This window comes from Bacillus cereus group sp. MG20 (assembly GCF_040459885.1).
Taxonomy (GTDB): domain Bacteria; phylum Bacillota; class Bacilli; order Bacillales; family Bacillaceae_G; genus Bacillus_A; species Bacillus_A cereus.
The window spans coordinates 2,056,556-2,069,743 of sequence record NZ_JARVHF010000001.1 but is presented as its reverse complement, the minus strand read 5'-3'; the positions used below and the strand labels follow the sequence as shown (position 1 = coordinate 2,069,743).

Sequence of the window (13,188 nt, the reverse complement as noted above, 5' to 3'; positions counted from 1 at the left end):
CCGTTCATAAGATGAGGAGAATACATGTATGGAAGTTGTAGAGGCATTAAAAGATATAAGCCAAATTGAGGCTATGAAAAAATATTTAAAAGAGCACTCCCAGCGAGATTATCTTTTATTTGTTATTGGAATTAACACAGGATTAAAAATTACAGAACTACTTAGTATGAAATTTGAAGATGTATTAAATGAAGACGGGACTGTTAAAGAGTTTTATACTCTTCCTGTGAAAGATGAAAAATTCAAACAAGATATTTATTTAAATACAAAAGTAAAAGAAGCGCTTTTAGATTACGTACAATCTATTGGCGTTAAAAGAGAAAATTACGTATTTCAATCTAATAAAACGCCAAATTCAATTACGCGCCAACAAGCGTATCGTGTAATTCATAATGCTGCAGAAGCAGTTGGAGTTGTTGGTAAGATCGGAACAAATTCAATGCGAAAAACGTTTGGATTTCATGCGTACAAAAGAGGGATAGCGATTGCGTTATTGCAAAAACATTTCCATCACGCGACTCCATCAGAGACGCTAAAGTATTTAGGCATCTCAAAGGATGAGACCTTTAAAACGGAGATTGATGTCGATTTATAAAAGCCGTAACTAAAAAAATTAGGAGGCGGAAAATATGAATATTAGAGAGAGTGAACTGCCGGGTATTGGATGTAAGTTTGAAGTGATTACAAAAGGTAATGAAAAGATGGTTATCGTTATTCATGATGATGGCCGAAGAGAAATGTACCATTTTGATGCTGATCATGAGGAGAGTATTTCAAGCGTCTCTCTTCGTGATTCTGAAGCGAGACAAATTGCAGCTATATTGGGCGGAATGGTATATAGGCCACAAGCTTTAGATACGATTGAAATGGCCTTTGAAGGATTATCAATTGAGTGGTTTAAGGTGGAAAATAATGCACCAGTCGTACAAAAAACAATTGGTAGTTTACATGTCCGAAACACATATAATGTAACGATCATTGCCATTTTGAAAAAGAATATGAAGAAGTTCTTTAATCCAGGTCCAGATTCTATCATTGAAGCTGGCGATATGCTTGTATTATCAGGCGAAAGACATGAAGTAAAAAGAATTATTAATGAGTTGCTTTCAGTAGGAGGGGATTCATAATCGATGGATACTTTAATCTTTGAAGTTGGGACTGCGTTAGTATTAGTCGCTTTTGCAGCTATTCTCGCTGCAAAGTTAAAGTTCTCGATTATTCCGTTTCTCATTATACTCGGTATGCTAGTGGGGCCACATGCGCCAGATTTAGGGCTTATCGATTTAAGATTTATTGAAAGCGGAGAAGTTATTTCCTTCCTCGGCCGTGTTGGCGTTATATTCCTCTTATTCTATTTAGGCTTAGAATTCTCAATTAAAAAATTAATTAAATCTGGAAAATCAATTGCTTTTGGGGGGACTGTTCATATATCGCTTAATTTTATATTAGGTTTACTTTACGGATATATAATGGGTTTCCCCTTATTAGAAACATTAATTATTGCTGGGATCATAACAATTTCATCGAGTGCAATTGTTGCGAAAGTAATTGTTGATTTAAGAAGATCTGGTAATAAAGAGACGGAGCTAATTTTAGGAATCATTATGTTTGATGATATCTTTTTAGCAGTATATTTATCAGTCGTTTCAGGATTAGTACTCGGAGGGGCAACGTCATTTGTAGGTGCTCTTACATCTATTTTAATCGCAGTAGGGTATATGCTACTATTCTTTGTAGTTGCTAGAAAAGCTACACGATTCTTAAATAAAATGTTAGATATTTCGTCCAATGAAATTTTCATTATCGTAATATTCGCTATTTTATTCTTTGTAGCAGGATTTTCAGAAACGATTCATGTCGCGGAGGCAATTGGAGCATTATTATTGGGGCTCGTCTTTTCTGAAACAGAGCATAGTGATCGAATTGAACAGCTCGTTGTTCCATTTCGTGATTTCTTTGGAGCTATATTCTTTTTCAGCTTCGGTTTAAGTATAGACCCATTTTCGCTTGGGGGAGCAGTGTGGTTGGCATTAGGAGCAGTTTTCATTACTCTTATCGGTAATTTTACTGCTGGAATGGTAGCGGGGCGTAAAGCTGGGTTATCGCATAAGGCTTCTACGAATATCGGTTTAACACTTGTATCACGCGGAGAATTTTCCATTATCGTCGCGAATATTGGAATTGCGGGCGGCTTAATGGCAACGATTAAACCATTCTCAGCTTTGTATGTTTTAATATTAGCATCGTTAGGACCTTTGTTAACGAAAGAATCTGGGAGAATATATTCCTTATTAGATAAAATATTTAAATGGAGCGCTAAAGAAAGTGCGAAGCGAGAAAAAGAAGTTGGATAGTATAAATAAGGGTAGACTGCATGAAAATTTCATGCAGTCTACCCTTTTATATATTGTTACTGTTGTCGTTTTTTGTCGGTAAGTCGATATAATTGAAAAATCGCTGATATATTTTGAGTTGCGGTCGATATATTTCCAAAATCGCTGATATATTTTCAAGCAGGGATAAATATAATTTCATTTACCGTCGAACCATTATCTGAATTTCATCAACTATTAATCAGTTGCCTTCCTATTTAAAAACGACTACAATTTTACTGTTATATATATGAACGAAAAAAATAGAATAGGAGGGGAAACTATGCCAAGGAAAGTATGGCTATTAGTAGCTGGGATGATTATTAATGTCACGGGTGCTTCTTTTTTATGGCCTTTTAATACAATTTATTTGCATGATCACCTAGGCAAATCTTTATCTGTGGCCGGAATGGTATTAATGATCAACTCGCTTACTGGTGTAATCGGAAACTTGCTCGGCGGTGTTTTATTTGATAAATGGGGCGGTTATAAATCAATTTTAGTAGGGATTGTCATTACACTTGTATCGATTTTAGGTCTTGTGTTCTTCCACGGTTGGCCGTTATATGTTGTGTGGCTAGCGTTAATCGGCTTCGGTTCTGGGATGGTCTTTCCATCGATGTACGCGATGGTTGGTACGGTTTGGCCAGAGGGCGGAAGACGAGCGTTTAATGCGATGTATGTTGGACAAAACGTTGGTATTGCGATTGGAACAGCGTGCGGTGGTTTAGTTGCTTCATATCGTTTTGATTATATTTTCTTAGCGAACTTTATTTTATACTTTGTTTTCTTCTTAATTGCTTTTATCGGATTCCGTGGTATGGAAGACAAGAAAGAGCCAGGAGTGCAAAAAGAAGTCGAAACGAAAAAAGGGTGGTCACTTACACCTGGATTTAAAGCACTTCTTATCGTGTGTGTAGCATATGCTTTATGCTGGGTTACATACGTACAGTGGCAAGGAGCGATTGCAACACATATGCAAGAATTGAATATTAGCCTTCGTCACTATAGTTTATTATGGACGATAAACGGAGCGATGATTGTTTGTGCGCAGCCACTTGTTAGTATGCTAATTCGTTGGATGAAGCGTTCCTTAAAACAGCAAATTATGATTGGAATCTTCATTTTTGCGGCGTCATTCATTGTGTTAAGTCAAGCGCAGCAATTTACGATGTTCCTCGTTGCGATGGTAACATTAACAATTGGTGAGTTATTTGTATGGCCTGCGGTTCCAACGATTGCAAATATACTTGCACCAAAAGATAAATTAGGGTTTTATCAAGGGGTCGTAAATAGTGCGGCGACTGTAGGGAAAATGTTCGGGCCGGTCGTTGGCGGAGCAATTGTGGATTTATACAATATGGAAGTATTGTTTATAGCAATCATGGTAATGCTTGTAGTAGCGCTTATAGCAACGAGTATTTATGATAAACGAGTAAAAGTAGAAGAAACAGTTGAAGAAAAAATTGCAGTTTAGTTTGACGGAACATGTTCACATGTTTTAGAATATATTTAAATAAAACAACCTTTAGAACAAGGGAGATAGCTCGGCTGTCTTAAGATGAATTCGTTAGTTATTAAGAGTAACGATTAACCGAGAAGTCCTCGCTTTAAGTAAGCTCTTAAGAGATACTAGGTGAAGGATAGTTCACTTAACTTATATGTGTAATAACAGTGAGAAGGAGTAGTAGTAATAGAAGCTGGTTTAGAGAGTTGACGGTCGGTGCAAGTCAATCCACGTTTCGTTATGAACTCGCCTTTGAGTTGCAGTTGTGAAACTAATAGTAGCAATTGCCGTTAATCCACGTTACGGATCTAAGCGAATGTATATTTTTACATTAATTTAGGGTGGTACCGCGGGAATCTATAACCTCTCGTCCCTTTCTAGGGATGAGAGGTTTTTTGTATTTTGGGCGGTGAAAATAAACAGAATTTCAAGGAGGGTATCTCATGAGCTTTAATCATCAAGAAATTGAGAAGAAGTGGCAAGGGTACTGGGAAGAGAATAAAACATTCCGTACGCCAGATGAGACAGAAAAACCAAAATTTTATGCACTAGATATGTTCCCATATCCATCAGGTGCAGGCTTACACGTAGGACATCCAGAAGGTTATACAGCGACAGATATTTTATCTCGTCTGAAGCGTATGCAAGGGTATAACGTTCTTCATCCAATGGGATGGGATGCATTTGGTCTTCCAGCAGAGCAATATGCACTTGATACTGGAAACAGCCCAGCAGAATTTACAGAGCATAATATTAATACATTCCGTAATCAAATTAAATCATTAGGTTTCTCTTACGATTGGGACCGTGAAGTAAATACAACAGATCCAAACTACTATAAGTGGACACAATGGATCTTCCTGAAATTATTTGAAAAAGGTTTAGCTTACGTTGATGAAGTACCTGTAAACTGGTGCCCAGCACTTGGTACAGTACTTGCAAACGAAGAAATCATTGACGGTAAGAGTGAGCGTGGTGGACATCCAGTTGAGCGTCGTCCGATGAGACAGTGGATGTTAAAAATTACAGCTTACGGAGATCGTCTATTAGAAGATCTAGATGAGCTTGATTGGCCTGAAAGCTTAAAAGATATGCAACGTAACTGGATCGGTCGTTCTGAAGGTGCAGAAGTACACTTCAACATCGACGGTACAGACGAGAAGTTCACGGTGTTCACAACGCGCCCTGATACACTATTTGGTGCAACATATTGTGTACTTGCTCCGGAACATGCACTTGTTGCAGAAATTACAACAGCAGAACAAAAAGAAGCGGTAGAAGCTTACATTAACGCTGTAAAAATGAAGAGTGACCTAGAGCGTACAGAACTTGCGAAAGAGAAAACTGGTGTATTCACTGGTGCTTACGCAGTTAACCCAGTAAACGGTGAGAAATTACCAATCTGGATCGCTGACTATGTTCTTGCAACTTACGGAACAGGTGCTGTAATGGCAGTTCCAGCTCACGATGAGCGTGACTATGAATTCGCATCAGTATTTAATCTTCCAATGAAGGAAGTTGTAAAAGGCGGAGATATTACGAAAGAAGTGTACACAGGTGATGGTGCACACGTAAACTCAGCATTCCTTGATGGATTAAATAAAGAAGAAGCAATCGCAAAAATGATTGAATGGCTTGAAGCAACGAGCGCAGGAAATCAAAAAGTAACGTACCGTCTACGTGACTGGTTATTCAGCCGTCAACGTTACTGGGGTGAACCAATTCCAGTAATTCACTGGGAAGATGGTACAATGACAGCTGTGAAAGAAGAGGAATTACCATTAGTTCTTCCGAAAACAGAAAACATCCGTCCTTCAGGTACAGGTGAATCACCACTTGCTAACATTGACGAGTGGGTAAATGTTGTTGATCCTGAGACTGGTAAAAAAGGTCGTCGTGAAACAAATACAATGCCGCAATGGGCTGGTAGCTGTTGGTATTACCTACGTTACATCGATCCAAACAATAGCGAAGCACTTGTAGATCCTGAAAAAGTAAAACAATGGCTTCCAGTTGATATTTATATCGGCGGGGCGGAGCACGCTGTACTTCACTTACTATATGCTCGTTTCTGGCATAAAGTATTATACGATATCGGTGTAGTTCCAACGAAAGAACCGTTCCAACAATTATTCAACCAAGGTATGATTCTAGGTGAAAACAACGAGAAAATGAGTAAATCAAAAGGTAACGTTGTAAATCCTGATGATATCGTAGCAAGCCACGGTGCAGATACACTTCGTCTATACGAAATGTTTATGGGCCCATTAGATGCTTCAATCGCTTGGTCTGAAAATGGTCTTGACGGAGCTCGTCGTTTCCTAGACCGCGTATGGCGTCTATTCGTTCAAGATAACGGTGAATTAAGTGAGAAAATTACTGATGCACCAAATAAAGAACTTGAAAAAGCTTACCACCAAACAGTGAAGAAAGTAACAGAAGACTATGCAGAACTTCGCTTCAACACAGCGATTTCTCAAATGATGGTATTCATCAACGATGCATACAAAGCTGAAACACTTCCGAAAGAATATGTAGAAGGTTTCGTAAAAATGATTGCACCAGTTGCACCTCACATCGGGGAAGAGCTATGGAGCAAACTTGGATACAATGAAACAATCACATATGCAAGCTGGCCAACATTTGATGAGTCTAAACTTGTAGAAGATGAAGTTGAAATCGTTGTTCAAGTTATGGGTAAAGTTCGCGCAAAACTAACAATGAGTAAAGACGCATCAAAAGAAGAAATGGAACAACTTGCACTTGAAGCAATTCAAGACCAAATTGAAGGGAAAACAGTTCGTAAAGTAATTGTTGTTCCTGGAAAACTTGTTAACGTTGTTGCAAACTAATTTATTCTAAATGAAAGCTCAGAGTATGTATACTCTGAGCTTTTTTGTGTATAAAATAATCTTTGGATCACTTTTATATAAAATTTTACTTTAAAGACGTTTCGCATCTTTTCCTTTAATTTGTTTGTTGAGGAATTCTTATAAAGACAAACACCTATTCTTCACTAGGAAATATGATAAAAAAGGTAGGTAAAATTGAGTAGAAGAGGTGAAAGGAATGAAAGGGATCGACAATAATGCACCACATGGTTTCTTTGGGGGTGGATCGGATAGTTATGAACAAATGATGTTAATGGGAGGAGGACAACAAGGGTACGGTGGAATTCCGAGCTGGATGGGCGGAACACCTGGAGGTTTTTCTACATCAGTAGCTGGTGTACAAACTGGAATTCCAACATTAACAGGAGGATTTCCATCATCGGTAGCCGGAGTGCAAACTGGAATCCCGACATTTGTTGGCGGAGCAGCAGGAGGAGTACCAGTAGGCGTACCAACTGCATTTCCATCTTTCGTTGGAGGAGTACAGACAGGATTTCCTATACCGGGAGTAGGTGTTGTAGCAGGAGGAGTAGGTGGATATCCGCAAGTAGTACACGGCCACCATGGACATCACCACCATCAAGGTCAACATGGCCACCATGGACATCACCACCATCAAGGTCAACATGGCCACCATGGACATCACCACCATCAAGGTCAACATGGCCACCATGGACATCACCACCATCAAGGGCAACACGGTCACCAAGGCCATCATCACCAGCAAGGTCATCACCAACAACAAGTACATCACCACGGACACCACCACATTCATCCGCAAGCTGTTCTTTATCAAACGCACCAAGGGCATCATGGCCACCATGGACATCACCATCAAGGCCAACATCATGGACACCAAGGTCACCACCAACAACAAGTACATCATCATGGCCATCAAGGTCATCAACAACAAGTACATCACCACGGACATCAAGGTCACCAACAACAAGTACATCACCACGGACAGCAAGGCCATCAACAACAAGTACATTACCAAGGTCAACATCATCACCAACAGCAACAGCAACAGCAACAGCAACAGCAACAGCAACAATATCTACAACAGCAATCTTCTCCTTGGACAGGTGGAATTGGAGCAGGAGGAGCAGGGGCAGCGGCAGGAGCAGCTAGTATTAGTGGAGCAGCAGGACACGCGGGGCACGCGGGTCATTAATGAGTTGCAGAAAAAAAGACATAGTAAAAAACTGCTAGGAAATCCTAGCAGTTTTTTTCAGCTTCTTGGCGCTGACGTTCGATTTCAGCACGAAGTTGTGGCTCTGGTGCTTGCCAGCCTTCTGGTTTTAAAATTTTGCCGTCGCCTTCGCGGAAGCGAGGTTTTCCATCAGGGAATAGCTTTGCCATGTTTGCGTTATTTACAATTTCAAATCCTTTATCAGGACGTACGCCCATTTCTGCAAACGTGCCGAATGCAAAGTAAATAAGGTCAATCAGTGCATCGTATTGATCTTCAACAGTCGTTGCCTCTAGAAATTCTTCTAGTTCTTCCTGCATAAAACTTGCACGGATTTTTGCACGCTCTTCTGTTAATTTTGTTGGAGTATTTGTCACAGGATGTCCGAATACTTCATGCATTTTCGCAACAAGTTCGTATCCTTTATCTAAACCTTTTTCGTTTGTCATGTTGTTTCATCCTTTCTTACGTTATGCCGAAGTTTATTGTAACATAAGGTGATTATGAAATGAAAAGAACATCTTATCGAAATAAGATGTTCGCTCGTTATTCTTCTTTTTTTATTAAAAGGGATGAAATAAGATCGATGCCAAAAATACCGACCAGTAACATTGGTATAACGACAAGCAAGTAACGTGTGAAGGAAACATTTTTTAAGTATGTATGAGCAAATAAAAAGACGCCGAGAAATAAAATACCATTTAAAATAGGCTTTACTAATTTTTTAGACATAAGCTCCCCCATAAATATCTTCTCTCTCTATTTGATAATAAAAAAACTCCTCTCTCCGTTGTATCATGCTGGAGAGAGGAGTTCAATCATTTCTCATTCAATGACACCAGAATTTGTAATATTTACGGTGTATTTTATATGAACCGGAACATCTTTATACATTTGTCTCCATTCTTCTAATTTGAATGGGCGATAATGTTGCTTATACTTTGCACCTAGCCCGAGAGGATCGACGCCTAAAGATTTAAGTTGCTTAATTAACTTAGCAGCTTGTTTCTCTAATTGTTTTTGGACATCTTTTTCAATGTTTTTTGTGTTCTTGTTATTTTCTAAGTTAATTTGTTTTGATAGTTCTTGAATACGTGCATCAAGACGAACGTTAATGAAAAAAGAAGGCTTTCCGTTTTTAATTTTTATATCGTAAGTTGGAACAGAACGAATATTATTAATCATTACGTACGCAGAATCTGTTTTAAATTCATGTGAATCTAATTTATGTTTCTCTAATAGTCCTTTAAATATGAACATATCTTTTTCCGCAATTTTACCGATATATTTATCCTTTTTAAAAAGGCCAATTCCGGTAATTTTTATTTTATCACCATGCTTCTTTAGAATGGGAATATAGTAGTCTTTTCCTTCTTGATAATAGCGAAATGCTCCTATATGTAGATTATCCGCTGGTAAAGGTCCGGTCTCCATGTTATGTTCTAGCAATTTTTTTATATAAATTGCAACGTTGTATGAAGTCGAATATTTGCCTTTTAAAAGTTCAGTACCATTCCCATCTAATAAAGCAGCATATAAAGCGTTCCCTATATTCACATCTCGAAGTAATGTATCGAATGAAGTAGACATTCCTGTTTTGGCAAGTCTTATTGTATATAGAGCGACACGCATTTGTCCGCTAGCAAATGGTTGAGAAGACTCTAAAGATGTGTCTGCTTTTACTTGTTTTACCGCATTTGCACTGCCTTCAAAAACTTGAACTTTATTTCCTTTTTTCTGAATGGGACAAACGAATGTCACTTTTACTTTATTATCTTTTGCGACATCAAAAACGCTTCCTTGAATAAGTTGTACATCATCGATAATATTTTTTTGTAAACATCCAGTTAGACTGAAGAATGTTATACAAGAAATAAGTATTAATTTACTTGTGCTTTTGATTTTTTCCATTTTCTTTTCACCCACACAATAATAAATAGGATTGGGATGTATACATAAATGAGCCAAAAACTAACTTTTGATACATTACTAATAAAGTTATTAATATCGTGTCTGTTTGTTAAAAGTTGCGAAACAATGAGAGTGATAAAGATAAAAGCAATTAAAACACCCCTTTGTTTTACACGGAATATTTCATGAGTTCCTCTCATTGACGCCCATAAAGGGAGGATAAAACTTGAAATAATAACGAGTGCATAGCCTGAAATTGCAATATATTCGAGTCTTTCTATAAATGGTAATTGAATGACTTGGGTCATAGAAAGTTGTGCCCATATTGTTTTTAACAATTGCTTCTCACTAAAAAATGCAAAGGCTAAAAGGGTACTAAATAGATATAGAAGATTTGAAAATAGTGCTCCAAGCTGAGCGTATTTATGAGATTGCATAGGCTTTTTCACAAATGGATACACCATGAGGTAAATCTCAAAACCGGTCATACTGTAGATTGACAGTTGAGCGGATTTTAAAATGTCTGAAAAAGAATGTGTGAATATAGGTAGTAAATTATCCCAATGTGAATATTTTAAAACGAATAAGCTTAGAAATAAATATCCTAATGTACCACCAACAGAGATGACGCAAATACCGGTAATGACACGAAATCCAGAAGAGATAATGTAATAGCTAACTAAGCATAAAAAGAGTGTTAACATAAAGGTGGAAGCGGTAGGAAACATCCATACTTGAATAATTTCAACATATGTTCGGATGACTGAAATACTAACGATTAAAAAATAAGCCATAAAGATGATGCTAATGCCATTTCCTAGCCATTTTCCAAATGTTTGCCGATGTAAATCAACTAAATTCCCATTTGTTTCTTTTAATAAGACATACATCATCCATATAATAATATGGATGAAAATTCCTGTGATTATAACTCCCATCCAGCCGTCGTATCCAGCGGCTTTTGCGATAATTCGAGCGAATCCGAGAACTCCAGCACCGAACTGTGCACCGTGAATTAAGAAGAAAACAAAGACAGGAGATATTTGATATTTTTCTTGAACTTTACTCATCGAATGCACCTCATTTCTTAATCATCAAAGTCTGATCTATGTTTTGTTGAAATTCCTTTCGCTGCTTTTTTTACATGTTGTGGCCTTGCTTGTACATCTCTTGTATCAATCATTGTTAAAGGAAAACGAATCCAAGAATCTTTAACAGATTGTTGTCTTGTTGGATAAAACAAAGCGTACGGCTTGCGTAAAGAAGTAAGCCTGAATAGATGAGTAAATAAGAAGATAAATCCAAGAGAAATCCCGAACAATCCGCCTATTTCTGCAAACATAAGAAAAGGAAAGCGTAGTAATCGAACAGCGTTACCCATTTTATAAATAGGTGTAATAAAGGAAGCAAGTGCTGATAAGGCAACGATAATTAATAAAATATTGCTCGTTAAACCAGCTTGTACAGATGCTTGCCCGATTACGATACCGCCTACAATACCGAGCGTTTGACCAACTTTCATTGGTAACCTTGCGCCGGCTTCTCTTAATAAATCAATTGCAAGTTCTAAAAAGAGCGCTTCAATTAAAGGTGGGAATGGTACTTGTGCCCTTGATAAAATCAAAGTTTCAAGTAAATCACTTGGAATAAGTTCATAATGATAATTTAAAACTGCAACGTATAACGGTGTAGCGCAAATTGAAAATAGAACGGCAATTAATCTTAAAATCCTTGAAAATGTAGCGTACATCCAGGAGACGTTATAGTCTTCTGGTGAAATGAAAAAATCGAAATAGGATACAGGTGTTAGTAAAACACTTGGAGAACCATCAACGAAAATAGCGATTTTTCCATCAATTAGTGCTTTTGTAACTCTATCAGTGCGTTCTGTATTGATATAGAGAGGGAAGATTGATTTTTCACCCATCAATTCTTGTATATAAGCACTATCATTAATTTGATCATACTCAAGAGCGCGTAATGATTCTTCTAGAAAATCTACATTATCTTTTTCAGCGAGGTTGTCTAAATACATCATGACAACTTTTGTTTTGGAAAACTCGCCGATAATCATTTCTTTTGTTTGTAAATCCAAAACAGGAAGACGTTTTCGAACTAAATTAATGTTTGTATCAATATCCTCTACGAAACCTTCTTGCGGACCAATAACAGTTGATTCGTTTAAAGGAGGGGTTGGCGCACGATAATTATCAATTGCAATGTTTGCAAGCATACATTTTTGATCTTGCTGATTTAATTGAATGATTGCATGCCCCTTTAAAACCATATCCTCAATTTTTTGTAAATCGTTCGTAATTGTAATGCCGCTCATCGGAATATGTTCTTTTAGTTGTTCTAGAGAAGCACAAGGTTTCTCTAAAAGAGTAGGCATTAAATATTTCTGTAATTTCTCTCCATCAAGTGAAGGGCGATAGTAAGAAATCCAATAAGGCATCGTTTCATCGTCAGATGTATGGTAATTAATAAAATCACTAGACTTTTTAAGTTTCTCTATTAAATCTTGTAGGGAATGAATACGGTCTTTTTCTGGTTTTGTAAAGTCATAAATACTATTACCTCCAGAGCTTTGTTGCTTACTTTGAGAAGGTTCATCTTGCTTAGTATTTTGTTTTTTATCTTGAGAAGAATCACCTTGCTTAGCGCTTTGTTGCTTATCCTGAGAGGAATCACCTTGCTTAGCGCTTTGTTGCTTATCCTGAGAGGAATCACCTTGCTTAGCGCTTTGTTGCTTATCCTGAGAGGAATCCTCTTGCTTAGCGCTTTGTTGCTTATCCTGAGAGGAATCCTCTTGTTTAGCACTTTGTTGCTTATCCTGAGAAGAATCCTCTTGTTTATCGTTTTGTTGCTTATCTTGAGAGGAATCCTCTTGTTTAGCGCTTTGTTGCTTATCCTGAGAGGAATCCTCTTGTTTATCGTTTTGTTGCTTATCTTGAGAGGAATCCTCTTGTTTAGCGCTTTGTTGCTTATCCTGAGAGGAATCCTCTTGTTTAGCGCTTTGTTGTTTATTCTGAGAGGGATCCTCTTGTTTATCGTTTTGTTGCTTACCTTGAGAGGAATCCTCTTGTTTAGCGCTTTGTTGTTTATCTTGAGACGAGTCCTCCTGTTTAGTACTTTGTTGCGTATCCTGAGAAGAATCTTTTTGCTCGTTATTTTTACCTTTATTATGTTTCATACTTCTAGTCTGTTCTTCGTTATCATCCTCTTGATTGTTAGAATGCTGCTCCCAGTTATCTGTTTCGTTTGCTTCTGGTGTATTTGATTTTTTTTTCTTACGTAACCAATTCCAAATCATAT

11 protein-coding genes and 1 other annotated feature are annotated in these 13,188 nt (G+C 37.6%); of the genes, 6 read left to right on the top strand and 5 right to left on the bottom strand.

Annotated features, from left to right (window positions below; all coding sequences use genetic code 11):
* Positions 1-28: 28 nt before the first annotated feature.
* The 6 genes from QCI81_RS10625 to QCI81_RS10600 all read left to right on the top strand — a co-directional run bounded on the left by QCI81_RS10625 (position 29) and on the right by QCI81_RS10600 (position 7,944).
* On the top strand, positions 29-595 hold the full coding sequence (locus tag QCI81_RS10625; protein WP_000454210.1) for a tyrosine-type recombinase/integrase: 567 nt from the start codon (positions 29-31) through the stop codon (positions 593-595).
* A 34-nt stretch (positions 596-629) separates the two neighbouring features.
* Positions 630-1,127 carry a cation:proton antiporter regulatory subunit gene (locus tag QCI81_RS10620; protein ID WP_001026053.1) on the top strand — a complete coding sequence of 166 codons (498 nt, stop codon included), beginning with the start codon at positions 630-632 and terminating at the stop codon, positions 1,125-1,127.
* Positions 1,128-1,130: 3 nt separating this feature from the next.
* Positions 1,131-2,354 carry a cation:proton antiporter gene (locus QCI81_RS10615; RefSeq protein WP_000380176.1) on the top strand — a complete coding sequence of 408 codons (1,224 nt, stop codon included), beginning with the start codon at positions 1,131-1,133 and terminating at the stop codon, positions 2,352-2,354.
* Positions 2,355-2,655: 301 nt separating this feature from the next.
* Positions 2,656-3,849 carry an MDR family MFS transporter gene (locus tag QCI81_RS10610; protein WP_001137538.1) on the top strand — a complete coding sequence of 398 codons (1,194 nt, stop codon included), beginning with the start codon at positions 2,656-2,658 and terminating at the stop codon, positions 3,847-3,849.
* 188 nt (positions 3,850-4,037) lie between these two features.
* Positions 4,038-4,257, top strand: a binding site (T-box leader).
* Between the two features lie 65 nt (positions 4,258-4,322).
* Entirely contained in the window at positions 4,323-6,731 is a 2,409-nt protein-coding gene (gene leuS / locus QCI81_RS10605) for a leucine--tRNA ligase (protein ID WP_353810716.1), read from the top strand.
* A gap of 217 nt (positions 6,732-6,948) precedes the next feature.
* Positions 6,949-7,944, top strand: a complete 996-nt coding sequence (locus QCI81_RS10600; protein ID WP_353810715.1) for a hypothetical protein — start codon at positions 6,949-6,951, stop codon at positions 7,942-7,944.
* 44 nt (positions 7,945-7,988) lie between these two features.
* On the opposite strand, the gene QCI81_RS10595 is transcribed toward QCI81_RS10600, so the two are convergent.
* The 5 genes from QCI81_RS10595 to QCI81_RS10575 all read right to left on the bottom strand — a co-directional run bounded on the left by QCI81_RS10595 (position 7,989) and on the right by QCI81_RS10575 (position 13,186).
* A complete protein-coding gene (locus tag QCI81_RS10595) occupies positions 7,989-8,411 on the bottom strand; it encodes a pyrophosphohydrolase domain-containing protein (RefSeq protein ID WP_000180554.1) in 423 nt (140 codons plus the stop codon).
* Positions 8,412-8,508: 97 nt separating this feature from the next.
* Positions 8,509-8,694: a hypothetical protein gene (locus QCI81_RS10590; protein ID WP_000038781.1), complete on the bottom strand. Its 186-nt coding sequence runs from the start codon at positions 8,692-8,694 to the stop codon at positions 8,509-8,511.
* A 93-nt stretch (positions 8,695-8,787) separates the two neighbouring features.
* Positions 8,788-9,873, bottom strand: a complete 1,086-nt coding sequence (gene gerHC / locus QCI81_RS10585; protein ID WP_353810714.1) for a spore germination protein GerHC — start codon at positions 9,871-9,873, stop codon at positions 8,788-8,790.
* Positions 9,843-10,943 (bottom strand): spore germination protein, encoded by a 1,101-nt coding sequence (locus QCI81_RS10580; RefSeq protein WP_000049082.1) that lies wholly within the window; start codon positions 10,941-10,943, stop codon positions 9,843-9,845. Before QCI81_RS10580 ends, gerHC begins: the two co-directional genes overlap by 31 nt.
* Before the next feature lie 17 nt (positions 10,944-10,960).
* Positions 10,961-13,186, bottom strand: a complete 2,226-nt coding sequence (locus QCI81_RS10575) for a spore germination protein (protein ID WP_353810713.1) — start codon at positions 13,184-13,186, stop codon at positions 10,961-10,963.
* Positions 13,187-13,188 lie beyond the last annotated feature (2 nt).